General features: G+C 47.6%; 20 protein-coding genes. 13 read left to right on the forward strand and 7 right to left on the reverse strand.

Annotated features, from left to right (window positions below):
• The first annotated feature begins 3 nt into the window (after positions 1 to 3).
• Both purT and MOX91_RS01920 read left to right on the forward strand, forming a co-directional pair.
• Positions 4 to 1191 (forward strand): formate-dependent phosphoribosylglycinamide formyltransferase, encoded by a 1188-nt coding sequence (gene purT, locus MOX91_RS01915; RefSeq protein ID WP_370396387.1) that lies wholly within the window; start codon positions 4 to 6, stop codon positions 1189 to 1191.
• A gap of 64 nt (positions 1192 to 1255) precedes the next feature.
• The gene (locus tag MOX91_RS01920; protein WP_370396388.1) at positions 1256 to 3775 is read left to right on the forward strand and encodes an ATP-dependent helicase C-terminal domain-containing protein; all 2520 of its coding nucleotides are present in this window, start codon (positions 1256 to 1258) and stop codon (positions 3773 to 3775) included.
• Here MOX91_RS01920 and MOX91_RS01925 read toward each other — a convergent pair.
• Genes MOX91_RS01925 through MOX91_RS01935 form a run of 3 tightly spaced genes read right to left on the reverse strand, consistent with a single transcriptional unit; the run spans position 3765 to position 6091 of the window.
• Positions 3765 to 4619 carry a DNA-3-methyladenine glycosylase family protein gene (locus tag MOX91_RS01925; protein ID WP_370396389.1) on the reverse strand — a complete coding sequence of 285 codons (855 nt, stop codon included), beginning with the start codon at positions 4617 to 4619 and terminating at the stop codon, positions 3765 to 3767. The two genes, MOX91_RS01920 and MOX91_RS01925, sit on opposite strands and share 11 nt — an antisense overlap.
• Positions 4616 to 5182 (reverse strand): hypothetical protein, encoded by a 567-nt coding sequence (locus tag MOX91_RS01930; protein WP_370396390.1) that lies wholly within the window; start codon positions 5180 to 5182, stop codon positions 4616 to 4618. Before MOX91_RS01930 ends, MOX91_RS01925 begins: the two co-directional genes overlap by 4 nt.
• A 6-nt stretch (positions 5183 to 5188) precedes the next feature.
• Positions 5189 to 6091 carry a hypothetical protein gene (locus MOX91_RS01935; protein WP_370396391.1) on the reverse strand — a complete coding sequence of 301 codons (903 nt, stop codon included), beginning with the start codon at positions 6089 to 6091 and terminating at the stop codon, positions 5189 to 5191.
• A gap of 110 nt (positions 6092 to 6201) precedes the next feature.
• Here MOX91_RS01935 and uppS point away from each other — a divergent pair, with 110 nt between their 5' ends.
• Genes uppS through ispG form a run of 5 tightly spaced genes read left to right on the forward strand, consistent with a single transcriptional unit; the run spans position 6202 to position 12600 of the window.
• Entirely contained in the window at positions 6202 to 6945 is a 744-nt protein-coding gene (gene uppS / locus MOX91_RS01940; protein WP_370396392.1) for a polyprenyl diphosphate synthase, read from the forward strand.
• The gene (locus MOX91_RS01945; protein WP_370396393.1) at positions 6938 to 7765 is read left to right on the forward strand and encodes a phosphatidate cytidylyltransferase; all 828 of its coding nucleotides are present in this window, start codon (positions 6938 to 6940) and stop codon (positions 7763 to 7765) included. Before uppS ends, MOX91_RS01945 begins: the two co-directional genes overlap by 8 nt.
• Before the next feature lie 33 nt (positions 7766 to 7798).
• Entirely contained in the window at positions 7799 to 8968 is a 1170-nt protein-coding gene (gene dxr / locus MOX91_RS01950; protein ID WP_370396394.1) for a 1-deoxy-D-xylulose-5-phosphate reductoisomerase, read from the forward strand.
• A complete protein-coding gene (gene rseP, locus MOX91_RS01955) occupies positions 8961 to 10778 on the forward strand; it encodes an RIP metalloprotease RseP (protein ID WP_370396395.1) in 1818 nt (605 codons plus the stop codon). Before dxr ends, rseP begins: the two co-directional genes overlap by 8 nt.
• A gap of 7 nt (positions 10779 to 10785) precedes the next feature.
• Positions 10786 to 12600 carry a (E)-4-hydroxy-3-methylbut-2-enyl-diphosphate synthase gene (gene ispG / locus MOX91_RS01960; RefSeq protein ID WP_370396396.1) on the forward strand — a complete coding sequence of 605 codons (1815 nt, stop codon included), beginning with the start codon at positions 10786 to 10788 and terminating at the stop codon, positions 12598 to 12600.
• 34 nt (positions 12601 to 12634) lie between these two features.
• On the opposite strand, the gene ppk1 is transcribed toward ispG, so the two are convergent.
• Positions 12635 to 14728, reverse strand: coding sequence for a polyphosphate kinase 1 (gene ppk1 / locus MOX91_RS01965; RefSeq protein WP_370396397.1), 2094 nt, complete (start codon positions 14726 to 14728; stop codon positions 12635 to 12637).
• 142 nt (positions 14729 to 14870) lie between these two features.
• Here ppk1 and MOX91_RS01970 point away from each other — a divergent pair, with 142 nt between their 5' ends.
• A complete protein-coding gene (locus MOX91_RS01970) occupies positions 14871 to 15629 on the forward strand; it encodes an inositol monophosphatase family protein (protein ID WP_370396398.1) in 759 nt (252 codons plus the stop codon).
• A gap of 2 nt (positions 15630 to 15631) precedes the next feature.
• Entirely contained in the window at positions 15632 to 16573 is a 942-nt protein-coding gene (gene nadC / locus MOX91_RS01975) for a carboxylating nicotinate-nucleotide diphosphorylase (RefSeq protein ID WP_370396399.1), read from the forward strand.
• Positions 16574 to 16644: 71 nt separating this feature from the next.
• Here the strand turns inward: nadC and MOX91_RS01980 are convergent, their stop codons facing one another.
• A complete protein-coding gene (locus tag MOX91_RS01980; protein ID WP_370396400.1) occupies positions 16645 to 17103 on the reverse strand; it encodes a PepSY-like domain-containing protein in 459 nt (152 codons plus the stop codon).
• A 299-nt stretch (positions 17104 to 17402) separates the two neighbouring features.
• Between MOX91_RS01980 and rpsA the strand changes: the two genes are divergently transcribed.
• Together rpsA and MOX91_RS01990 are read left to right on the forward strand one after the other, a co-directional pair.
• Complete coding sequence (gene rpsA / locus MOX91_RS01985; RefSeq protein WP_370396401.1) at positions 17403 to 19061, forward strand: 30S ribosomal protein S1; 1659 nt, start codon at positions 17403 to 17405, stop codon at positions 19059 to 19061.
• 165 nt (positions 19062 to 19226) lie between these two features.
• Positions 19227 to 20537 (forward strand): glycoside hydrolase family 27 protein, encoded by a 1311-nt coding sequence (locus tag MOX91_RS01990; protein WP_370396402.1) that lies wholly within the window; start codon positions 19227 to 19229, stop codon positions 20535 to 20537.
• 111 nt (positions 20538 to 20648) lie between these two features.
• On the opposite strand, the gene dnaN is transcribed toward MOX91_RS01990, so the two are convergent.
• Together dnaN and MOX91_RS02000 are read right to left on the reverse strand one after the other, a co-directional pair.
• Positions 20649 to 21779 (reverse strand): DNA polymerase III subunit beta, encoded by a 1131-nt coding sequence (dnaN, locus tag MOX91_RS01995; protein WP_370396403.1) that lies wholly within the window; start codon positions 21777 to 21779, stop codon positions 20649 to 20651.
• A 70-nt stretch (positions 21780 to 21849) separates the two neighbouring features.
• Positions 21850 to 22278: a phosphoribosyl-AMP cyclohydrolase gene (locus tag MOX91_RS02000; protein ID WP_370396404.1), complete on the reverse strand. Its 429-nt coding sequence runs from the start codon at positions 22276 to 22278 to the stop codon at positions 21850 to 21852.
• Positions 22279 to 22473: 195 nt separating this feature from the next.
• On the opposite strand from MOX91_RS02000, the gene MOX91_RS02005 reads away from it, so the two are divergent.
• Together MOX91_RS02005 and MOX91_RS02010 are read left to right on the forward strand one after the other, a co-directional pair.
• Positions 22474 to 24096 carry a TolC family protein gene (locus MOX91_RS02005; protein WP_370396405.1) on the forward strand — a complete coding sequence of 541 codons (1623 nt, stop codon included), beginning with the start codon at positions 22474 to 22476 and terminating at the stop codon, positions 24094 to 24096.
• A 12-nt stretch (positions 24097 to 24108) separates the two neighbouring features.
• Positions 24109 to 25245, forward strand: coding sequence for an efflux RND transporter periplasmic adaptor subunit (locus MOX91_RS02010; protein ID WP_370396406.1), 1137 nt, complete (start codon positions 24109 to 24111; stop codon positions 25243 to 25245).

The following is a 25245-nucleotide window of genomic DNA, read 5'->3' on the forward strand; positions in this document are numbered from 1 at the left end:
CTTATGGTAAAAATAGGAACGGTATTCAAAAAAAGCGCGAAGAAGGCCATGCTTTTGGGCAGTGGCGAACTTGGTAGAGAAGTCGCAATAGAGTTGAAACGCTACGGTGTTGAAGTTGTCGCAGTGGACAAGTACGCAAACGCCCCCGCGATGCAGATAGCCGACCGCTCCCATGTAATATCAATGCTTGACGCAGACGCCCTTGAAGGCGTAATCCGCAAGGAAATGCCCGACATTATAATACCCGAAGTCGAAGCCATCGCGACTCAAAAGCTAATCGAGCTTGAAGAAAAGGGCTTTAACGTCGTGCCGACCGCCAAGGCTGTAAATTTTACGATGAACAGGGAAAACATACGAACTCTCGCCGCGGAAAAGTTGGGCATGAGGACTTCCCCGTACGTTTTTGCAAGCACTGAAAAAGAATTTGAGGAAGCCGTAAAAAAGATAGGTCTTCCGTGCGTCGTAAAGCCCATAATGAGTTCTTCGGGGCACGGGCAGAGCGTTGTGAAAACCGCAGCCGACATTAAAAAGGCTTGGGACTATTCGCAAAGCGGAGGCCGTTCCGGAGCAGGAAAGGTTATCGTCGAGGGTTTTATTGACTTCGACTATGAAATAACAATGCTTACCGTGCGCCATATCGGCGGAACTTCTTTTTGCAAGCCCGTCGGGCACAGGCAGGAAAGCGGAGACTACCGCGTCAGCTGGCAGCCTGCGGCGATGTCTGAAAAAGCCGTCTCCCGCGCACAGGAGTATGCAAAGAAAATTACGGACGCGCTTGGCGGATTCGGCATTTTCGGTGTTGAGCTTTTCATAAAAAACGACGAGGTGATTTTTAGCGAAGTTTCTCCGCGCCCGCACGACACGGGGATGGTCACGATGATTTCTCAAAACCTGTCGCAGTTTGCCCTGCATGCCCGCGCGATTTTGGGTTTGCCCATTCCTGAAATCGAGCATTTCGGGGCTTCGGCGAGCAGGGCGGTTGTTGTCGAAGGGGATTGCAATGAGGTTGTTTTCGGCAACCTTGAAGAAGTTTTGGCTCTTCCCAAGACCGACATGCGCATATTCGGGAAGCCCGAGGTTAAGGGGCATCGCAGAATGGCGGTTTTGCTTGCAAGGGCGTCTTCAACGGATGAAGCCCGCAAAATCACGAAAGAAATGCTTTCAAAGCTTGACATTGAAACATTGAAATAGGTTTGCGCGATTTTAAATTCGATTTTTCGGGGGCGCGTTTTTCGCGCTCTTTGTTTTGCAAGTTATGGATTTGCCAATAGAAAAAATTAAAGACAAACTCTTTTGCGCTCTTGAAGGCGGCGCAAGAAAATTTGTCGTTCGCGCCCCGACGGGGTCGGGCAAATCCACTCGCCTGCCTATGATGCTTGCCGAAAAAATAGAAGGCAGGATTTTGGTTTTGCAGCCGCGCAGGGTTGCGGCGAGGCTTCTTGCAAAGTATGTCGCAAAATCCGCAGGTTCTTCTGCGGGCGGGTTTGCAGGCTGGCACATCAGGATGGAAAAAAATTATTCGCCCGAAACCAAAATCGTTTTCGTGACTGAAGGCGTGCTTGCCAGAATGGTTTTGTCCGACCCTGATTTGAAGGGTGTGGGCGCGGTTGTTTTCGACGAGTTCCACGAGCGCAATTTGTTTAGCGACATTTCTTTTGCCCTTGTCTTAAAGTCGGTTTTGTCAAGGCGGAAAGACTTGGCGGTTTTTGTGTGTTCGGCTTCGTTTGATGCAGATGAAATTTTGAAATTTCTTGGCGGCGGCGCGGTCAGCCTTGAATGCGAAAGCAGGTTATATCCCGTTGACATCGAGTATGCGCCGCTCAGGGGGCAGACCGAAAAAATATGGGACAGGGCGGCGCTTGAATTTGAAAGGCTCGCAAGGGAAAATCCGTCGGGAGATTTTTTGATATTTATGCCCGGCTCTTATGAAATTTCGCGCACAATTTCCGCAATTTTAAAAATGCCGTCGTCGCGCGGAATGGAAGTTTTGCCTCTGCACGGCTCTTTGAGCGGAGCCATGCAGGACAGGGCTGTGGCAAAATCGGAAAGGCGCAAGGTTGTTGTCGCAACCAACATAGCCGAAACTTCGCTTACGATAGACGGCGTTAAATTCGTGATAGATTCGGGTTTTGCAAGAGTCGCGAGGTACGACTTTTCAAGAGGTGTCAACACTTTGTATGTGGAAAGAATTTCTCACGCGAGCGCGGTTCAGCGCGCGGGAAGGGCGGGCAGAACTTCTGCGGGCATCGCGGTCAGGCTTTGGCGAAAAAACGAAGAGTCCGATTTCTCCCCGTATCTTTTGCCTGAAATTCTCCGCCTTGATTTGAGCCAGATTTTGCTATGGCTTAAAGTCGCGGGTTTGGAAATTTCGGCTCTGCCTCTTTTGGACGCTCCAAGCGAAGAAAAGATGGCTGCTGCTCTTGAAATTTTAAAGGAGCTTGGCGCAGTCGATGAATTTTTTAATGCAACGCCTCTTGGCGTCAAAATTTCGCGCTTGCCGACAGAGGTTCGCTACGGGAGAATGCTGATTGAAGCGGCCAGCAGGGGCGTTTTGAAAGACGCCGCAATGTTTGCCGCGGTTATGGATGTCGGGCGCGTTAAAATGGACGCTGTTAATGAACGGAGCGAATTTGAGCTTTACGAAATGCTTGGCGAATGCGCGTCGGAGCTTGGCGAGATTTCCGAAATCTGTCGTCTTGCGCGGAGCAGAAACTTCGACGAAACTTTTTGCAAAACTTACGGAATTCACGCGGCGAACGCCCGCAGGGTTTTTGAAGTGTCGCGGGACTTTTTCAACTTGCTGAAAGGCGAGGAAAAAAGCCTGGCTTCGGGAGACTTGAATGTGGAGCTTGCGAAATCCGTTTTAAGCGCGTTTTCGGACAGGGTGTGCGCGCGCTTAAACGAGGGCACTTTGGCTTGCGCCATTTCGGGGGGGCGTAGAGGCGAGGTAAGGCGTTCGTCGAAAAAGTACGCTTCTAAAATATTTGCGGCTTTGGAACTTGCCGAGCAAAATGTAGGCGGGCGCGTTTCCATTATGGCGTCAGGCATTGTACCGCTAAAAAAAGAATGGATTGCAGAGCTTTTCCCGAACGATTTTTCAGAGGTGGAAAGCGTTTCTTTCGACGAAAATTCAAAGAGGGTTGCCGCGCTAAAACTCGTGAAGTTCAGGGACATGGTTTTGGAAAAATCAAGCGGCGCGCCGAGTTCGCCCGATGTTTGCGCAAAGATTTTCTGCGACATGATTTTGGAGGGGAAGCTCGTTTTGAAAAACTGGTCGGAGGCTGAGGAAAATTTTATAGACAGGGTTAATTTCGTGTCGGAACTATGCCCCGAAAGCGGAATTGCAAAGATAGACGAAGAGGCAAAGCGTATGATTTTTGAGCAGATGTGCCTTGCAAAAAATTCCTATTCGGAAATTCGAAACGCCGATGTCCTTCCGTTTTTGAAAGACTGGCTGTCTTTCGAACAAGCGGCAATGCTCGACTATCTTGCGCCCGAATTTGCAAATTTGCCGCTTCGCAGAAAGCCTGTAAAAATCCGCTACGAGCTGCCTTTGAAAAGGGCGGTTGTATCCGCGAAATTTTCCGAGCTTTACGATTTTGACGGGCGAAAAATAAAAATTTTAGACGGAAAAATGCCTGCCACTTTTGAAATTCTTGCGCCGAACGGCAGACCCGTCCAAATCACTCAAAATTTGGAAGAGTTTTGGAAGACTTCGTGGCTTGGCATAAAAAAGGAACTTAAAGCGAGGTATCCCAAGCATTTTAAGGATTAGACCGTATGTCGGCAAACAAAAGCTGCTGTATGTAGCCCGCGTTTGCGCCAAACTGTTTTGAGGCGAATGCGCGCGCGTCCTTGGGTGTTTTCAAGTCGTATAGAGCCGCCATGCTTTTGGAAATCCATGTGTCAACGGGGAATGCCTCGAATTTTGCCGCCCCGAAAAGCAGAATGCAGTCCGCAACTTTTTCCCCCACTCCCGAAAGGGAGAGAAGGTATTTCTTTGCTTCTTGGTATGGCATTTCGCGCAGGCTTTCGGGGTTGAATTTGTCTGAAACTATTTTTTGAGCAGTGCGCTTTAAGTAGTCCGCGCGGAAGCCCAGCTTGCAGTCTCTTAAAATTTCAATGGGCGCGTCGGCGATTTTTTCAAAGTTTGGCAGGGCGTGGAAATTCGGGGCGATTTCGTCTCCCAGTTTTTCGGAAAGCAGGCTTACGCATTGTTTTATTTGGACTATGCGCTTGCTTGAAGAGCAGATGAAGCAGATTATCGCTTCCTGCGGCGTCTGGCGCAGAATGCGAAGGGTCGGAAATCTCTTGGCGGCTTTCACGACCCTCTCGTCCTTGTGGTTTTTTGTGATTTTTGCATAGTCTCGCTCGGCGTCCAAAAAATCCGCTATTTTTTTTGCGCATTTTTCTTGGTCGAACCCTTCGGGGACTTGGGCGCAAACTTTGCCGCGTCCGTTTAAGAGAAGCCTTGCCGCGATGTCTTCAAAAACTCCCTCAAATGCGTTTTCGCCGACTTCCCTCCACCTGAAAGACTGCCCGCCGTCGAGCGTTTCCTTGAAATCGGACGGCAGGAAAAACGGGGAGTTCTCTATTTCAAAGGGTACCGAAAAATTCATTTTTCACCCAAGCTCCAAAGCCAGGATTTGTATTCTGCGATGGTCTTCCCAGCAGGCGTTTTTATGGCGATTTTATAGGCGTTCGGCTTTTCGTTTTTGCCTTTCCAGTCATTTCCCGTAATGCCGATTTTTATTTCTCTTAGAAGCGAATGCGTTTCTGGAACGACGAATTTAAATTCGCGGACCTTCGGCGTTTGGTTTGAATCGACATAGACTTCTATCATGGTGCCGTCCGAAATTTTTGAAACTCCGAGTTCCGTCATGATGAAAAAATACATTCCTTCGCGCGAGTCGGGGTCGGAGCGCAGGGTAAGGTAGCCGTGCGTGTATTCGTCTCCCGTGAGGGCTTCGCCGATTGAGCGCGTTTCCATGTCGCTTATGTAACGGGTGCGCACATAGGAGATTTTTACGTTTGAGTTGCGGTCGTAGCCGAGAGTGTCTCCGCTTGCGTCGTCAAAGAATGACCAGTCTTTGCGCGCGTTGTTTTCAAGCGATGGCGACGAGCAGGCGCATGCAAAAAACGCAGTTGAAATTGCCAAAATAAAGCGAAGTGTGTTTTTCATTGTCTTTTAGAATATGAAGCCGATAGAAGTGTTTATCCAAAGCAGGTTGTTCGGGCTGTTTGAAAGGTTTTTTATGTCGCGCGCACCGTCGTTATGGGCATAGCCTCCGCCAATCGTAAAACGCCAGCGGCTTGCCAGAACATAAACGAGCTGCGCTTCAGTCTGTACATAAAAATAATTGTTGTGCGGAAGTGCGCCGTCAATCCTGTCGTCGGCAGTCCAGCGGTTGGCTTTCACATATCCGCAGTAAGCTTCTATTTCAAGCGAGAGATTTTCGATGTTTGTTATGTTCGAGAGGTTGAATTTCGGATTTACGCCTATTGTTATCTTGTTTGAGTCGTAGTCGAAGTTGTAGCAGTAGTAGGCGAATGGGTTTAAAAGCGACTCAAAAATAAGCCCCGCGTAAATGTCCCCGGTAAAGTGCGTTCCCGCCCCCGTAATTCCCGCTCCCGAAATTCTCTTTGACGCGTAAACCAAAGTTCCGCCAAGATCGACGTGAAGGTCTTTTGTGAGATTGTACTTCCATCCGCCCAAAAATCGGTACATTCTTGCAAATTGCGAATCGGTCGGCAAATATGCGTCAAGCTCCGTGTAGCCGTCTCCGCCAAACAGCTCGCCCCTGTCTAACAGCGACAACGCGAACGTGTTGTTTGAAGTCCTCATTCCGTCGGACACCATATTGGAGGCGTATTCCACGTTTAAGCTTGTGCAGTGTTCAACGTCTATTCCCAAAAGCTGCGTAAGCGGTTTTTCGGAAAGTCCCGTAATGGCGACGGGGTTGACGTAAAAAGGGTCGTCTGAATCTATCGGTGTTATGCCGTATTGGGCGGGGTCGGCAAAGAAAGACACTTTCGGATAAGCTTCAAAAAGCGCGAGTGCCGCAATCAAGGCGCATGCAAATTTTTTCATAATCTTTATAATTTTGATTTTAAGCCCTGAAATCAACCATTTTCTTTGCGGTAAAAATTATTTGCAAAAATCTTAAACATGATGTTAATTTAAAGGTCGTTTTATATTTTATGATAAGAAGAAAAACAGAAACTCCCAAAAAAATTGCAAGGTGTGGCTCAATTCCGAGGCATGTGGCGATTATTATGGACGGAAACGGCAGATGGGCAAAAGAAAGAGGTCTGTCGAGGGTTTCGGGGCATAAAGAGGGGGCAAAGAGAGTTTTGGAAGTTGTTGAAGAGTCGGTAAAAAGCGGCATTGAGTATCTCACTCTTTACGCTTTTTCTTCCGAAAACTGGAACAGACCCAAGCTTGAAGTCAAGGCGCTCATGAAGCTTCTTTTGGCGTCTTTAAAAAAATACGGCAAGCTTTTCATTGAAAAAGAAGTCAGGTTTTTGACAATAGGCGACATATCAGCCCTTCCGAAAGATTGCCAAGACGCCTTAAATTCGCTGAAAAAGCAGACGGAAAACTTCACAAAATCGAATTTGGTGCTTGCCTTGAATTACGGCTCGCGCGACGAACTCGTAAGAGCCGTCAACAAAATCGAAAAAAAAGGTAAGGTTTGCTGGAAGGATATTGCCGAAAATTTGGATACCGCCAAAATGCCCGACCCCGATTTGATTATAAGGACTTCGGGCGAAATGCGTCTTAGCAACTATCTTTTGTTGCAGTCGGCATATTCGGAGCTTTATTTTACAAATGTATATTGGCCCGATTTCAACGCAAGTCAGCTTGAAAAGGCTTTATGCGAATACGCAAAGCGCGAACGCCGCTACGGTTTCACAACAGAACAATTAAAAACAAATGATTAAACGCACGCTAAGTTCAATATTTCTTCTTTTAATTTTGTCTTGCTCGATTTATTTCGGCAAGGCATTCGGTTTTTCCGCTTTGATTTTGGCATTGGCGTTTCTCGCCTCTTACGAGGCGTGCCAAATCGAAAAGAAGTGCGGGCTTGCTCCGCGCTTTTGGGTTGTCGGCTCTTTGATTGCCATAATATTTATCGAAAAAATTTTGCAGGAGTCGGGATTAAATTCCCATTTGCCTGCCATTTTAAACATGTCTTTGTTTTGCGTGCTGTCTCCTGCAATTTTATTTGGCTTCTTTGCGGTTGCGGCGTTAAAATCTCCTTACGACGACTATCCGATAAAAACGCTTGTTCCTGAATTTTTGACAGTCATGGCGTTAGGCTATATGTTGAGCTGTTTTGTTAAAATCGCGTTCTTTGACGTAAAAATAGCTGTTTGGGCGATACTTGTCATAAAGCTTTCCGACATTGGCGGCTATCTGTTCGGAAGTCGGTTCGGCACCAATAAAATCGCTCCTTCAATATCGCCAAAAAAATCTTACGAGGGGTTGATGGGCAGTGTATTTTTGTCATGCGCGGGCGGTATGGCGATGGCGCATTATTTGTTAAAGGAGAGTTTTAATGGAACTCCTGTTTGGATTATCGGCGCGTTGTGCGCCTTTATTGCATTTGTCGCGCTTCTTTCCGACCTTGTGGAGTCGGCATTGAAGCGCAAGGCCGGGGTGAAAGATTCGGGCTCCACGCTTCCGGGCATAGGGGGCGCGCTCGACTTGGCGGACTCTTTGATTTTAACCACGCCCGTAATGGCATTTATCTTATTATAATTTCCGCAGGGCAGTTTTTTTGATTTTTTTGGTATGAAGAGAAAAATAGTTTTATTGGGTGCAACAGGCTCGATTGGCGACAGCACTTTGAAAGTGCTCCGCGCAAATCCCGACAGGCTTGAGCTTGTGGGCATAGCCGCAAACAGAAATTGGAAAAAGCTTGCGGACATTGCAAGGGAATTCAACGTAAAGCACGTTGCCATTTCCGACGAAGCCGCGTTTGACGAAGGTAAAGACGCGTTTGACGGCGCAACTCTTTACAGGGGTGCGGAGGGTCTTAAAGAAATTTCAACGATGGACGGCTTTGACACTCTTGTTGCGGCAGTCGTTGGAACGGACGCCTTAATCCCCACTCTTTCCGCCATAAAATGCAAGAAAGACATTGCCCTTGCAAACAAGGAAATCTTGGTTATGTCGGGCAAATTCATGATGGCGGAAGCGAAGCGCATGGGCGTGAAAATGCTGCCTCTTGACAGCGAGCACAATGCTGTTTTCCAGTGCATTCAGGGCGAGAGAAAAGAGGATATCGCAAACCTCATAATAACGGCGTCCGGCGGAATGTTCCGCGACTATACTTTTGAGCAAATGCAAAAAATTCGCCCAGAAGACGCGATGAAACACCCCAACTGGAATATGGGCGTAAAGGTTACGATAGACTCTTCCACCCTCGCAAACAAGGGGCTTGAAGTGATTGAGGCAAAGTGGCTGTTTGACGTAAGCCCCGAGCAGATTGAAGTTGTCGTGCACCGCCAGAGCATAGTCCATTCGATGGTTCGCTTTAAGGACGGGTCGATATTGGCGCATCTTGCGCCGCCTTCAATGACATTCCCCATAGAGCACAGCCTGCTTGTGCCGGAAAGGGGAAATCCGATTTTGCCGTCCGTGGATTTTACCAAATGCCTAAGCCTCGACTTTGCGCCGCCCGACACAACGCGCTTCCCGTGCTTAAAGCATGCCTTTGACGCTCTGAAAACGGGCGGTACGGCAACCGCCATATTCAACGCTTCAAACGAAGTCGCGGTCGCAAACTTCATAAAGGGGAAGATTTCATGGCTTGATATTCCCAAGGTTGTCGGTTCCGCGCTTGAAAAGATAGACTCAAAAGACGTAAATTCCATTGAAGAGCTTTTGGAGCGCGACGCATTAGCGAGGGTGAAGTCGGAAGAAATAGCAAGAGAGCTTGGAAGGCGTTGCAATGCCTGATTTTTCCTCGATTTTTGAAAGCGCGTTCGGCATCGCCGTAATGGTTGTGTTTTTCGGCGGTTCTATTTTTGTGCATGAACTCGGGCATTTTCTTGCGGCGAAATGGAGGGGCTTGAAAGTTTTGAAATTTTCGATAGGTTTCGGGCCCAAAATTTGCGCTTGGAAGGGAAAGGACGGCTGCGAATACCGAATATCCCTTTTGCCGTTCGGCGGGTATGTCGCGCTTCCGCAGCTTGCCGACATGGGCAGGCTTGAAGGCGGCGGCGAAAAAGGCGCGGACGGAATGAGCGAAGAAGAGCGGCTTGCAAGAACTCTTCCTGAAATTTCTTATTTCGACAAAATGGCAGTTTCTGCGGCGGGCGCATTTTTCAATTTGCTGTTTGCGCTGGTCCTGGCTGCAATTATTTGGATTGTCGGCATTCCCGCTTCCGTATCTTTAAATTCGACTCAAGTCGGCTTTGTCCCCGAAGAAATTGTTTCCGACAACGAGACTTTGAAAAGCCCCGCCTATTTGGCGGGCATTCGCGAGGGTGACAAAATTTTGGAAGTCGATTCCGTAAAGCCCGAAAATTTTTCAAACATAGCCGAACTTGTCGCAATGGGCACGGGCAGGTCGGAAGACGGCAAACCTGAGGTTAATCTTAAAATAGAGCGCGGCTCAGAGGTGTTCAGCGTCAAAGTAAACCCCGTCCTTGTAAAGACCAATTCAAAAACGGGCGATGAAATACGAATGATTGGCATTTACCCTGTAACTTCAATGAAAGTTGCGGCAGTTATGAAAGGTTCTCCTGCGGAAAAAGCGGGCATTCTGGCGGGAGACGTCGTAAGCAAGGTTGCGGGCGTAAAAGTTTACTCGAACAGCCATGTAGGCGCGCTTTTAAGGAAGTCGGAAAAGGAAGTGCCTGTTGAAGTTTCAAGAGGCGGTGAAATTAAAAATTTGAAAATCGCGCCCAAGAAAGTTTTTGTCACAAAACCGCTATGCAGTTTGTTTGCCTCAGGCGGGAAAAAGGCGGTTGACTTTTTGTCGCTTTCTTCTGACAAGTCGAAAAATTTGGACGTTTACGCAAGCGGCTCCATCGCGGTTTTTTGGGTGAACAGAAACCTTGATTTTTTGGAAAACGCAAAGCCAGGCGACATCCTCTTGCAGTTTAACGGCGCGGAAATTCAAAACTTGTCGGTTTTGCGCGAGCGCATAAGCGCATCTTCAAACGTCTATTCAAAAATGCTTCTTTCAAACCCAGACGGTTCGAACATGCGCGAAATAACCCTGCCTCCCGTAATTTCTTCAGAAATCGAACCTGCGGGCTACAAAATGCTTATGGGCTACGAGATAAAAGAGGAGCGCGCGGTTTTGCATCCGAACATCGCCGAGCAGTTCAAGGAAAACATTGTGCGCACTTGGGGCGCGTTAAAGAGCCTTGCAAGCCCTTCGAGTGACATAGGCTTAAAGCATCTTTCAGGTCCCGTGGGCATAGGCAGGGTCATGTACAAGTTTTCGCTTATAGACATGATGCTTGTGCTTTCATTCGCAGTTTTGGTAAACATAAATCTGGCGATATTAAACCTTCTTCCCATTCCCGTTTTGGACGGCGGGCATATGCTGTTTGCAACCATAGCAAAGCTTATGCGCAGAAAAATCCCCGAAGGGATAGTGGCGGGCTTGCAGGGCATATTCATGCTTATATTCGTTTTTTTAATGTTTTATGTTTTCTACTTTGACATAATGCGCTGGAGCGGCGACAATTCCGAAGAAGCGTTGGAAAGCCTATACCGCGCATATTATGTAAACGATGTAAATTTCAAAGAATAACAAAATTATGGAAAATTATTGCACATCCAGATTTAACTGCGTCAGGTTTCAGACGCGCGAGGTTATGGTAGGCGGCGTCGGCATCGGCGGCGGCAATCCCATACGCATACAGTCGATGACGAACACCAAAACCATTGATGTCGCCTCTTCCGTAAAACAATGCATTCAGCTTGCCGAGGCGGGCTGCGAAATAATAAGGCTGACCGCGCAAAATTTGGAGGCGGCAAAAGCCCTCAAATTCATATCAAAGGAATTTAAGGCGGCGGGTTTTCAAAATCCACTTGTTGCGGACATACATTTTCTTCCCGCAACCGCAATGGAAGCAGTTGAGCATGTCGAGAAAATCCGCGTAAACCCGGGCAATTTCAGCGACAAAAAGCTTTCGGGGCATGTGGAATATACGGACTCGCAGTACGCCGAAGAGCTTGAAAAAGTTCGCGACAAGTTCTCGCCCCTTGTCAAAAGGTGTAAGGAGCTTGGCAGAGCAATGCGCATCGGCACAAACCACGGCTCCCTGTCCGACCGCATAATAAGCCGCTATGGCGACACTTCTTTGGGAATGGTTGAAGCCGCCTTTGAATTTGCGCGCATTTGCAGGGACATGGATTTTAACGACTTCGTATTCTCCTTCAAGGCGAGCAATACGCGTATAATGACGGAAACTTACCGCCTCGCCGTCAAGATGATGAAAGAGGAGGGCTTTGCAAATCCCCTGCATCTTGGGGTGACTGAGGCGGGATTCGGCGAGGACGCCCGCATAAAAAGCGCAATCGGAATTGGCGGGCTTTTGTTCGACGGCATTGGCGATACCATAAGAGTTTCGCTTACGGAAGATCCCGTTGAGGAAGTTCCCGTCGCGATAGAGTTTGCGCGCCTGATCGACAAGGTTCGCGCGCAAAAGGCTGTCGCCCAGATTGACGAAGACTTGGATTTTTATTCCTACACCCGTCGCAAGTGCGATGAAGTCGAAATTAACGGCATTAAAGTCGGCTCTGACAGCGTGCCGTCAGTCGCGGTGTTTGGCGGAGAAGATGAGCATGCGGAATTTTCTTTCGACGGCTCGAATAAGTGTGGCGATTTTTACTTTGCGAAGTGCCAAGAGCCTTGCGACTTGGAAGACGCGTTAAAGCATGCCAAGGTCGTTGCGGCGGAAATTGAAGCCGACAAACTCATAGATTTTTCGGGTATCATAAGAAATGCGCCGAGAGGCTCTGTGGTGCTTGTTCCCTCTGCTCCGACAGGCGGAAGGCATTCGGTGGGAGAAGCGAGAATGCTTGTAGCGAAAGCAAAAAAATTGCATTTGGATTGCCCCGTCATGCTTAAATTCGACGATTCAAAAAGCTTGATGCCCAATGCCGACGAATCTTCAAAACTTACGGAGGCGTCCATTTATTTGGGCTCGCTTTTTACCGACGGGATTGGCGACATAGCATCTTTGGAAATTTCAAAATCGCCGAAGCGCAACGCCGAGCTTGCCCTTGCCATATTGCAGGGGGCGCGCGCAAGAAAAAGCAAGGCGGAGTACATCGCCTGCCCGAGTTGCGGCAGAACCCTTTACGACATTCAGGAAACCGCCGCGAAAATCAAGGCGAGGACATCGCACCTTAAAGGTCTCACAATCGGTATAATGGGCTGTATCGTGAACGGCCCCGGCGAAATGAGCGACGCCGACTTTGGCTATGTCGGAGGCGCGCCCGGGAAAATCAATCTATACAAAAACAAGCAGTGCGTTGAAATCAACATCCCTCAGGAAGAGGCAATCGAGCATTTGATTAACCTCATAAAGGCTTCAGGGCGATGGGTTGAACCTGACGAAAAATAAGATTTTGCGAGGATTTTTTTTTGACAAGCCGAACTTAAATGTTCGGCTTTTCTTTTTGCATGAAAAATTCCTGCGCCGAAAATTGAGGGGCGGATTTCATTTTTGCGTCCTTGTAGTAAGCTCCGTTTTGGTGCAGGTAGTCCGAATACATGTTGTCTTTCAAGAGGCTTCCCAAAATTTCTTCAATTACGCGTCCTTTTATGGCGGGATTTTCTATCGGAAATATGCACTCGATTCTTCTAAACATATTGCGCGGCATTAGGTCTCCCGACCCCGCAAAAAGGAGCGGGTTTCCGCCGTTTTCAAAATAGTAAATTCGGCTGTGTTCAAGGTAAATGCCGACGATGCTCTTTACCGTTATGTTTTCGCTAAGCCCCTTAACCTGTGGAACAAGCCCGCAAATTCCGCGCACGATGAGGTCTATTTTGACTCCCGCCTGCGAGGCTTCGTAGAGGGCGTCGATTGCGCTTTGCTCTATCAGCGCATTCGTCTTTGCGATAATTCTTGCGGGCTTGCAGTCTTTTGCGTTTTTGATTTCGTTTTTTACAAGCTCCAAAAATTTTGAATGGAAGTTGAAGGGCGCGACAATCAGTTTTTTAAATTGCGGGTTTGCGACTTTGCCCGTCAGAGTGTTGAAAACTTGCGCGACTTCTTCGCACAAGGATTTGTCGGCGGTAAAATACGACAAGTCGGTGTATGCCTTTGCGGTTTTCGAGTTGTAGTTGCCCGTTCCGATATGCGCGTAAAGGCGCATTCCGTCATTTTCCTTGCGTACGATAAGGCAGATTTTGCAGTGTGTTTTCAGCCCCACTATGCCGTACACGACGTGCACGCCCATCTCTTCGAGCTCCCTTGCCCACCTTATGTTTTTTTCTTCGTCCCCGCGCGCTTTAAGCTCCACGAGCACTGTTACCTGCTTGCCTTTCATTGCCGCGTCTTTAAGCGAATTTAAAATGCGCGAATCGCTGTTTGTGCGGTAGAGGGTAAGCTTTATCGCGAAGACGTTTTCGTCGTTTGCGGCGCGCGCTATGAATTCTTCGACGGGGCGGAAGCTTTCGTATGGGTGATGCAGGAGCCTGTCGCCCTCTTTCAAGGCGTCGAATATCGCGTTCGGGTCTTTAAATTCGGGCGGCAGTGCGGGCTTGTAGGACGGGAATTTCAAGTCGGGCCTGCTTATCAAATCGTAGGCGGAAGCGAGCCTTATCATGTTTATGGGCGTCTTTGAAATTTTATATACGTCGTCTATTTCCAAGTCGAGCGCGCCGAGGAGAAGCTTCAAGTTGTTTTCTGAAATTGAGTCTTCGACTTCGAGCCTTACCGCCGCGCCTTTCTTTTGCCTGTGCAATTCGTTTTCGATTGTCTTTAAAAGATTTTCGGTTTCTTCCTCGTCGATATAGAGGTCTGAATTGCGCGTAAGCCTGAAAAGGGCGCGGTTTCTGATTTTATATCCCGGGAAGAGCTTTTCCGAAAAGTGTTTTACAAGGTCGCTTAAAAACACGAGGCGGTATTCGTTTTCATCTTCTGTGGGAATTCTGACCACTCTCGATAAAATCTGGGGGGTGTGCACTATGGCAATTTCCGCGGGGGCGCGTTTTATCTGCGCGTTTGCAACGGTAAGCATGACGTAAGTTCCCTTGTTTTTCAAAAACGGGAAAGGATGCGCGGGGTCAACCGCCATCGGGGTTAGCGCGGGATACACGTTTGCGTCGAAATATTTTTCAAGCCACATCTTCTCCTGACGCGAGCATTTCGACATCGACAGAATGAATATCTTTTCCTTTTGCAGAAGCGGCTGGATTTCATCGTAAAAAATCCTGTATTTGTCGGCGGACATCGTTTGCGTCTGGATGTGTATTCTGCGCAAAAGCTCTCTCGGACCCAGCCCGTCGAAATCCGCCGTCATGACGCCCGATTCTATCTGCTGGATAAGCCCCGCTACGCGTATTTCAAAAAACTCGTCGAGGTTCGAGCTTGCTATCGACAAAAACCTCAGCCTTTCGAGCAGCGGAAAGTTCGGATTTGAGCATAGGTTCAGAACTCTCCTGTTGAATGCAAGCCAGCTTAGTTCCCTGTTTATATACGGGTATTTCGTTTGCGCGCCTGCGGACGTGTTTTGTTTTTGCTGCATCTTGTCTTTGTGTGTTGGCGGGTTAAAAATGAAAGCTATATTTTAAAAATTATCGGATTTCTTTTGGCAAAAACAAGCATTTTTCCCCTGCGATTAAAATACTTGCCATTTCCTGACGCCAAATTCATTATTTCAAAACATTATGGATAATTTTAAAATGTTGAAATTCGCGGAAGACGCCGCGTTGAAGGCGGGCGTACGTCTGTCGAAAATTGTCGAAAGGCGCGTGAACAGCGACGCCGCAAACGACGTAAAGCTTCAAGAGGACGTCGAAAGCGAGATTTTCATCCGCGGCATTTTAAAGGATACGGGCATTGAAGTTGTTGGCGAAGAAAAAGGCGGAGACGCAACTTTGATTTCCCGAACGGAGCCTTATTGGGTGGTTGACCCGATTGACGGCACTTTCAACTTTTTGCGCGGCATTCCGAGCGTGTGCGTAAGCATCGGGCTTATGTGCGGAATGCAGCCTGTCGTGGGGGCGGTTTACGATTTCACGCGCAATGAGCTTTTCAGCGGCGGAAGGGAGTTCGGGCTGTTCTTAAACGGAGTGAAAGTCGAGCCAAAATGGGCAAAGACAATGGAGCAGGCTGTCGTTATGACGGGTTTCCCGAGCATCACGGATTATTCTGATGAAAATATGCGTCTTTTCGTAAAGAGAATGCAGGCATTTAAAAAAGTCAGAATGTGCGGAAGCGCGGCGATAGCATGCTCTTGGGTTGCATCGGGCAGGGCAGACTGCTACGATGAACGCGGCATAAACCTTTGGGACATCGCCGCAGGGCTTTCCTTGATAGAAGGCGCGGGCGGAGTTTGGAAATGCGAAAGCGCAGGAATAGAAGGGCGTCCGCTTACGTTTAATTTGCAGATGGCGTGCCGTGAAGAATTTTACATAAAAGATTAGTTATGAAAAACCGAAAATTTATCGACCACCTTGTGCGCCGCCTCTCATGGGCGGAGCTTGACGAAAATTATTTGGCTGAAATCGTCCGCCTTGCTAGAGCCGAAGACATTTGCGGCGCAGGGCTTAAAACCGCGCCGAAAGACAAGCGCGATTTGACTACCGACACTCTCACTCCGAATGTCGGAGGCTCCGCAGTCCTTGCCGCCAGAAAGGATATGACTCTTTGCGGATTGCCGCTGATAAAAATAATACTGGACGTGTATTCAAAATTTGACGGAGAGGGGGGCTGTTCCGTAAAGCTTCTTGCTTGCGACGGCGAAAAAGTAAAAAAGGGAGAGGCTGTCGCGGAAATTTCGGGCCCCGCGCGGACGATGATTAGGGCTGAGAGGGTAATGCTGAATTTCTTGCAGCATCTTTCGGGAGTCGCCACTTTGACTTCAAAGTACGTTGAAGCTCTCGGCGAAAGTTCGTCAAAAATTCTCGACACCCGCAAAACCACCCCGTGTTTCAGAACGCTCGAAAAATACGCGGTTGCATGCGGCGGAGCGTACACCCACCGCACGGGGCTTTTCGACAGAGTAATGTTAAAGGACAACCACTTGGCTTCTTCCGACGCCGTTTCGGGCGCACATCTTGCCGCCGCCGTCCGCAGGGCAAAAGCCATGAACGAAGGCTATGCGGTTGAAGTCGAAGTCGATTCCATTTCGCAGATAGCCCCCGTTTTAGAAGCAGGGGCAGACGTGGTGATGTTTGACAATTTCTCTTTGGAGGAACTGAAAGAGGGCGTAAAAATTGTAGGCGACAGGGCTTGGACGGAAGCTTCCGGCGGGATTACTCTCGATACTATTAAAGAAGTCGGGCAAACGGGCGTTGATTTCATATCTTCGGGCGCACTTGTCCACCAGTCTGTTTGGATTGACATTGGAATGGACTGGAAAAAATAAGTCTTTGAACGGGACAATAAAAAAGCATCGTTTTTGCGATGCTTTTTTTTGTAAATCAATCTTTTTTGTTTTTAATCTTTTTGCGATTTTATCACTCTCAAATCATCATAAACCAAAAGTTCGACATCGTTTTCAAGCTCGATTTTGTAGCCGTATCCTTTGCGCTCAATGCTTTCGATTTTTGCGTCGGGAACTTTTTTATTGACGGCTTCTGCGAGTTGTTTGGGAAGCAGGGAAAGCGGCAAGTTGGCGACTTTGCTGTCGATTTCCTTCCAGTTGCCGTTTTTGTCGAATTCGATTTCAACGCCGTTTCCCAAATCGACATCGTAGGTCGTCTTTTTGAACCAGCCTGTTTCAATTTTGATTTTCGTTATGTTTACGCCTTTAAAGTTGTTGTTTAAAAACGATATTGCCTCTTGCGGAAGCGCGGATACATCTGAAGTGTATGTTTCTTTCGCATCCAATGAGGCAACGCCGAGGGCGATTGAAAGCGAGATTATTGCGGTTTTTAAGTATTTTACAAATGTCATAAATACCTTTCTTGTTTTTTTGTCATAATCGGGAAATCTTTGTTTTATGTTTACAATCGCCAAAAAAGAGTCTTTTTTAAGCTCAAAATAGTTAAAAAGTCTATCGCGGAAAATATATTGATTGGGGAAGTTTTTTCTTGCAATGCGCAAAATCCTGTGGGAATATTCAAACCTTTATCTTTATCGCAATTAAGCGAAGATAAAAATGTTGCGGCGCGGTTGCCGCGGCATTCAATTAAAAAATAAACCTCAACCCGTCCGCAAGGCACGTTGCCCCAAAGACGTTTTTAAGGAAAAAAATGAGTAACATAATGGAAGAGTTGCTTGCAAACAGCAGCTTCGCAGACCTAAAACAAGGCTCTATCATCAAGGGCAAAATTATCGAAATCCGCCAGAACGAAGTCGTTGTTGACATTGGCGGCAAGAGTGAAGGCGTAGTGCCTGTTAACGAATTCGCAGACATAAACGACCTTCAAATCGGCGAAGAAATTGAAGTTTTGCTGGAAAAGCTCGAAGACAGAGAAGGCAACCCTGTTATCTCTTACGACAAGGCGCAGCAGAAGAAGAATTGGGAAAATATCCTCGCAACCTGCTCCGAAGGCGCAATTTTGGCAGGCCGCGTAAAGGGCAAAGTAAAGGGCGGTCTCATCGTTTCAATCGGCGTTGACTCCTTCTTGCCCGCTTCGCAAATCGACATCCAGCCGCCGAAAAATCTCGACCAGTATGTCGGTCAGACATACGACTTCAAGGTTGTTAAAATCAATTTGGAACGCAAGAATATCGTTGTTTCCCGCCGCGAACTCATTGAAGAACAGCGCGCGGAAAAACGCCGCAATCTCCTTTCCAACATCAAGGCGGGCGATATTCGCAAGGGTGTTGTCAAGAACATTACAGATTACGGCGCATTCGTCGATCTCGACGGTCTCGACGGCTTGCTGCACATAACCGACATGAGCTGGGGCAGAATTTCCCATCCGTCGGAAATGTTGAAGGTTGGCGAAGAAATCGACGTAATGATTATCGAAGTCGATTCCGAACGCGAACGCGTTTCTTTGGGTTTGAAGCAGACAATGCAAAATCCGTGGGACGGCATCGAACGCAAGTACCCCATCGGCGCGCATGTAACCGGCAAGGTTGTAAACTTGGTAAACTACGGCGCGTTCATCGAACTCGAAGAAGGCGTGGAAGGCTTGGTTCACATTACGGAATTCTCTTGGACAAAGCGCATCTCGAAGCCGTCTGAAGTATTGAAGGTCGGCGACGAAGTTGAAGCCGTTGTCTTGAACATTTCAAAGGAAGAACAGAAAATCTCCCTCGGCTTGCGTCAGCTCGAAGAAAATCCGTGGGAAATGGCTGTCCACAACTATCCTGTCGGCGCGCACGTTTCCGGCAAGGTTCGCAACCTCACTACTTACGGCGCGTTTGTCGAGCTTGAAGAAGGCATCGACGGTATGGTTCACGTTTCGGATATGAGCTGGACACGCAAAATCAACCATCCGTCCGAAGTTCTCAAGAAGGGCGACTTGGTTGACGCAATCGTTTTGGTTGTAGATCCCGAAAATCAGCGCATTTCCTTGGGCATGAAGCAGCTCTCCGTTGACCCGTGGGAAGAAATCGATTCAATCTTCAAGATTGGCGATCTCGTTGAAGGCAAGGTTTCCAAGATTACCAACTACGGTGCGTTCGTTGAACTTCAAAACGACATCGACGGCTTGGTCCACATCAGCCAGATTTCCGAAGACCATGTTGAAAAAATCAAGGATGTCTTGAAAGTCGGCGACACTGTAAAAGCTCGCGTTGTAAAGATTGACCGCGACGAACGCCGCATCGGTCTTTCAATCAAGGCCGCACAGTACGATGCTGAAAAGCTCGCTGAAGAAGTTGCGGCATTCGACAAAATCCGTAAGGATCAAGATCTCACCTCTTTGGGCGATATCTTGGACGAAGCCACAAAATAATTCTTTAATTGCGAAATTCAAATTTTCGCAAGCCAAAAAGGACGCCAATCGGCGTCCTTTTTTTTGGCGTCTTTATGCAGTATTTGTTTTTGAAAGCACAAATTTTTGTTTTTCAAAAGGCAAAAAAAGCTTTCTTTTACCAACCTTCGCTCATAAAATTATTTTATGAGGATATGGAATGTATTGCTTGGGGTATTTTTGTTTTCAACTGCCTTTGCGGATTTCAAGGATTGGGCGAAAACGCCGCCGATGGGCTGGAACAGCTGGGATTGCTACGGACCTACCGTTGTTGAAAGCGAAGTCAGGGCAAATGCCGACTTTATGGCAAAGAATCTGAAAATTTTTGGCTGGGAATATGTCGTGGTTGACATAAGGTGGTATGTGAAAAATCCGTCGTCGGGCGGATATAACCAAAAAGATCCCGAGTTTGTTCTTGACGGGTGTGGCAGATATATGCCTGCCGAAAACCGATTTCCGAGCGCGAAAAACGGCAGGGGCTTTAAGCCTCTTGCTGATTATGTCCATTCCAAAGGCTTAAAGTTCGGCATACACGTTATGAGGGGCGTTCCCAACGCCGCCGTTCAAAACAAAACGCCCATAAAAGGCGCAGGCGGAATTACCGCCGATAAAATCGCTTCCGACAAAACTGTTTGCTGGTGGCTTAAAGATAATAAGACGATTGATTTTAAAAAGGCGGGAGCGCAGGAGTATTACGATTCCGTTATTTCGCTTTATGCTTCTTGGGGCGTGGATTTTTTGAAAATCGACGATCTGGCAAATCCGTATCATGCAGAAGAAATTGAAATGATAAGGCATGCTATTGACAGGTGCGGGCGAAAAATCGTTTTAAGCGTTTCTCCCGGGGAAACTCCGACAAATTGCGCAGAACATGTAAAGGCAAATGCGAACATGTGGCGCATTGTTCCCGATTTATGGGACGACTGGGGACATGTAAACCGCCTTATGGATGCCGCTTCGCGCCGGGTTTGTCATATTTCAAGCGGCGGTTATCCCGATTGCGACATGCTTCCGCTCGGCAGGATAGGCATTCGCGCCGAGGTTGGTAAGGACAGGTCTTCAAGGTTAACGAGGGACGAACAGTTAACGCTCATGAATTTAATGCTGATATGTAAAAGCCCCCTTATGTTCGGCGGAGACTTGCCAAGTTGCGATGAATTTACGATTTCTCTTCTAATAAACAGGCGTGCATTAAATCTTCATAAAAACTCGAAGAATGTGCGCATATTGAAAAACGAAGGCGGCGTTCTTGCGATTTCGGCTGAAAAGCGCGTCGGAGTCGGCGGCTACATTGCGCTATTTAACAGAACGGATGCCGTTATGGAAGATATTGAGCTTGCGCGGACTTCGGAAAGCTTGGGAATAGGCGCGTCGGAATTTCGCGAAGTTTGGACGGGCAATCTTTTGAAAAGCGTTTTGTTAAAACCCCATTCTTCTGTATTGATAGATTTTAGGTAGCGTGCATTCTTTGTGCGCCAAATTATTTGGGGAATGTTTTGGCTTATCCCAAAGCAGTCAGATTGCGCAAAAAAAGCACCCTTTTCGGGTGCTTTTTGTTTCTTAAATTGCTTACACGCGAAGCGGCATCACAACGCATATGAAATTGTCGAGAGTTTTGAAAACGCCCGGGCTCATTTCATCTTTGAATTCAAAGAATATTTCGTCTTTGGTGAGGTTGCGAAGAGGGCTTAGCAAAAATTCGGGATTAAATCCTATTTGCACTTCGGGGCCCGAATATTCAACGTCGATTACTTCGCGCGATTCGCCGAACTCAACGCTTTGAGCCGAAATTTCAAGCGCGTTTTCGCCAATCTTCAATTTTACCGAATTTTGCTTTTCGTTTGTGATAATTGAAACGCGCTGGACAGTTTCCGACATAAGCTCGCGTTCGATTTTTATGCGGCGATCGGTTTCCTTCGGGATTACCTGTTTGTAGTTCGGATAGCTGCCTTCAACGATTTTTGAAACGAGGTAGATTGAACCCGCAAGTCCCTTGCTTTCGGAATCGTCGGCAATGGCTATGTCGAAAGCTACTTGGCGTTCGTTAAAGGAAATTCTGACCGACTTGCCTTGCGGCAGGAGCTTTTCGAGTTCTGCAACAGTTTTTGCGGGAAGGATTATGCTGCCTTCGTCGCCGTCTGACATCGGAACGTCGCGCGAGATGAGCGCGAGGCGGCGTCCGTCGGTTGCCACAAGCGTGAGTTTGCCCGCGTCAAAGTTGAAATATACAGAATTCAATATGTAGCGGTTTTCGTCGTTGCTTTGCGCGTAGGAAACCGAGCGGAGCATGGAGGAAAGCTCCAATGCGCTGAACTCAAACGTATGCTGGTCAACAAAGCTTGGAAGCGGCGGGAAATCTTCACTTTTTAAGCCGTTGAAACGCGGGGCTTCGTATCTGCCTGAGCGTATGCGCGCGGTTTGTCCGTCGGAGCTTTCGATTGTGATTTCCTTTTCGGGCGTGCTTGCAACGATTTTTTCAAGACGCTTTACGGGAAGTGTAATGTCGCCTTCCTCTTCGACGTCCGCCGTTATGGAGCAACGTATGCCCAAGTCGAGGTTTGTGGTTGTCAAAAGCACTTTGCCTTTTTCGGCTTTTATCAAGACGTTGTTTAAAACGGGCATTTGCGGCTTTGAGCTGACTACGTTCGAAACCTGCTTCAACCCAATGGAAAAGTGTTCCTTGTTGATTTTAAATTTCATAAGAAGTGTATTTTTAATTTTTTTGTGAATTACAATTTAATTCTGTTCAAATCAAATTGCAATTCAAAAATTATTTGTAGCTTGGCAGAAATTCCAAGGCGAGTTTGCCGTCTTTTTGGACGAGTTTGCGGTAGTAGCAGCCCTTTCGCGGAGTTCCGTCGGCATTCTTTGTGTGGCAGGAACCCTTGCCTTTCAGGCGGACTTGGTAAACGATTGAATTTTGTTCGCAATTCACGAGTATGTTTACTATTTCCAGAAAATCGCCGCTGGTTTTTCCCTTAATCCAAAGTTCGTTACGCGAAGTGCTCCAAAACGTAGCCATTTTTTCTTTGAGGGCGGTTTCGAGCGCGAGGCGGTTTACGTAGCCTATGATGAGAACTTCGCCGCTATCTGCGTCTTGCGCCACTGCGGGAATAACATCTTCTGGGCAGCTCGCGATTTTTTTTAGTTTTGTGAAATCGAGCATAAACTCGCAAGATTCTTCAATTTCTTTGCTCATGATAAATTTTGTCCTTAAATATATACGATACAAAAATCTCAAAAACAGGATGAAAAGTCAATATTTTAGAATATCGTAATTCTTTTTCAAAAATCGTTTAAAGTTTAAAAAATATTTTCAAAAATGCTTGCGCAGGCAGAGTCAAAGTGGTTTTATCGAAAATGATATATGTATATAGGGGTTTTTAAAAAGTTGATGTTTATTGCGGCGTCTGCGTCTTTTCTTTTGTCGGCAGGGCAGGCTGTCAATGCGGAAGTTCCCGATAAATCAGAAGTTGTTGTGGCGGGCGGCGCAGAGGCTTCTCAAAAAAATATTGACATTAAAAATGTGGACCCCGATGTGTCGAGCGCGGAGGAGCTTAAAAAAACTCCCCTTACGTTGCAAAATGCAATAGATGCGGCAATGCGCGGCAATTTGAATTTGATTTACACCCGTTTTGAGCCTGAAAAAACTTCGCAGGACGTAAAAATAGAGGAGTCGGTTTTTGATCCTCAGCTTAATCTTTCATTTACTTACACGGATTCCAAGGACTCCCGCTCTTCGTCTTATGTCGAGGGCGCGATTATTCCGCGCAACAATTATTTGAATTACAATTTGAATTTGCAAAAAAAAGTGGAAACGGGAGGAAGCGTGAAAGTCTGGACAGGTTCTTCAAGGACGGAGACTAATTCTCACGATGCTTCCTTAAATCCGTATTATGTCGCAAACATTGGCGTTGACGTGACCCAGCCCGTCTTAAAGGGCGCGGGTTTTGCGGTAAATTTGGCTCCCATTGCAATAGCGCGCTCCCACCGCAAGGAAAGCGAGCTTGCACTGCGCAAGAAGATTTTGGATACGATATTGAATTCGGAAGTCGCTTACTGGAATTTGTCGGCGGCTTATGCTTTCAGGGATTTGCGCCGAAGCAATTTGGAGCTTGCAAAGAAGCTTCTTGAAGAGAACAAGGCAAAGTTCGGGGTAGGGATTATTCGCCGGCAGGACGTCTTGCAGGCGGAAGCCAACATCGCGGAGGCGGAGGAAAAAATGATTTCAGCCGAACAGCTCATACAGCAGAACAACGACGAGCTTTTGGGGACTTTCGGGAAACTTGAATTTGACAACAACCCCATGTTCGCGGTTGCGGTTTTGCCGCAGGACAATATTGAAATGCCGAATTTCGAGGGCGTTGTTTCGGGCGCGCTCGAATTCGATCTCGACATGCAAATAGCAATGGAAGCCATTGAGCGCAGCAGGCTTGAATACGTAGTTGCCGACGACAACGTAAATCCCACTTTGAACCTGCGGGCGGGCGCGTCGGTTTTGAGCAAGGACGACAATTATTTGGATTCTTACAAACACGCCGCACAGCGCAAGGGCTACTCTTGGAATGCGGGGGTGGATTTCGCGCTTCCGTGGGGATTGCGCGAGGAGCGGGCAAGAAAGGTAAAGTCGCAGATAAATTTGAGGCAGTCGCAAGTCAACTTGTCGAACGTTCGCCAGGATTTGATGCAAAGCCTGCGTTCCGCATACCGCGATTTGGAGGCGGGCATTGAAACTCGGCGCAGTGCGGCGAGGACTTTGGCACTCAACATGGAGTCTTTCGACCAACAAAAAGCTTTGTATGACGTAGGTCTTGTCACTTTTCGCGACGTTTTGCAGGCGCAGAGGGATTTGGACGAATCCAAAAGCCGCTATCTCGACGCGGTCTATTCCGTCATTCTCGCGCGCGCAAAGCTTTCGCGGCTTGACGGCACAATTTTGCGGCGCCATTCATTTACATGGGGCGATTTGGGCGAATACGAGCTTCCGCCTTCCACTAAAGCGGTTTCAAAAGATTAAGGGGTAAACTATATGAAAAAAATATTTTTGGGAACTTTGATTGTCGGCGCAATCGCGCTAATTACTTTTTATTTGGGAAAATACATTTTGGAAATCCGCGCGAGGGAAGCTCTCGACCCGACGCCTACCCAACCCGTTAAGCGCGTGGATATTTACGAAAAAATAACGGCGACAGGCTTTGTTGAGCCTATCGTAAGTACGGAAATCCGTTCGGAAATAAACGGCAAAATCTCGCGTATTTTGGTTGAGGACGGGTACATCGTTAAGGCGGGCGACCTTCTTGTTGAGCTTGACAAGACTTCTCTTCAATCGGAGGAATCAATGGCTAACAACGAGTACAATTTGCAAAAGCTTTCGCTTGAGCAGGCGGAGCGCGATTTCGTGCGTCAGGAAGAGCTTATGAAAAAGGGCTTTGCAATCGCAAAAGACTATGACGACGCGAAAACCACTTTGAACAAGGCGCGAATTCAGCTCGAAGTAAAAAAATCCGAATGGGAAAAGGCGAAAGACAATCTTTCAAAAACCTCAATCGTGGCTCCTCAAAGCGGGACTGTCACCGATATGGATTTGACCTTGGGGCAGGTCATTGTCGGGGCGGGGTCTGTAAACTCGGGAACGCTTTTGATGAAGGTAAGCTCTCTTGAAAATTTGTACGCGGAAGTCAAGATCAACGAAATCGAAATCGAAAAAATCGGAAACGGTAAACAGCCTATCATTTCTTTTGAGTCGATGAAGGATTTGACGTACACGGGGGAAGTCCTTTCAAAATCTCCTTACGCGAAGAATGAAAACAACACGAGGGTTTTCCCCGTGAAAGTCGGCTTTAAATCGTCCGACGGGAAAGTCCGCCCCGGTATCAGCGCGAATGTTGAATTTCCCGTAAGCAGGGTGAGCGACGTTTGCGCGGTCATGCTTTCCGCCGTTTATGCCGACGCCGCCTGGCAGTATGTGTTTGTTAGAAACGAAGACGGCTCATGGCGCAGGCAGCGAGTTGAAACCGGCATTAGCGACATCCGCTATGTCGAAATCAAGCGCGGGCTGAAAGAGGGCGACATTATTGCGCTTTCGTACCCCAAAAAGAATTATGTAGCAACCAACCCAATTTCAGACTTCCCGAAAGAGGAAAAAACGGATAATCTCGAAAATTGA

Origin of the sequence: Intestinicryptomonas porci (genome assembly GCF_033971905.1) — a bacterium.
Lineage (GTDB): Bacteria > Verrucomicrobiota > Verrucomicrobiia > Opitutales > Intestinicryptomonadaceae > Intestinicryptomonas > Intestinicryptomonas porci.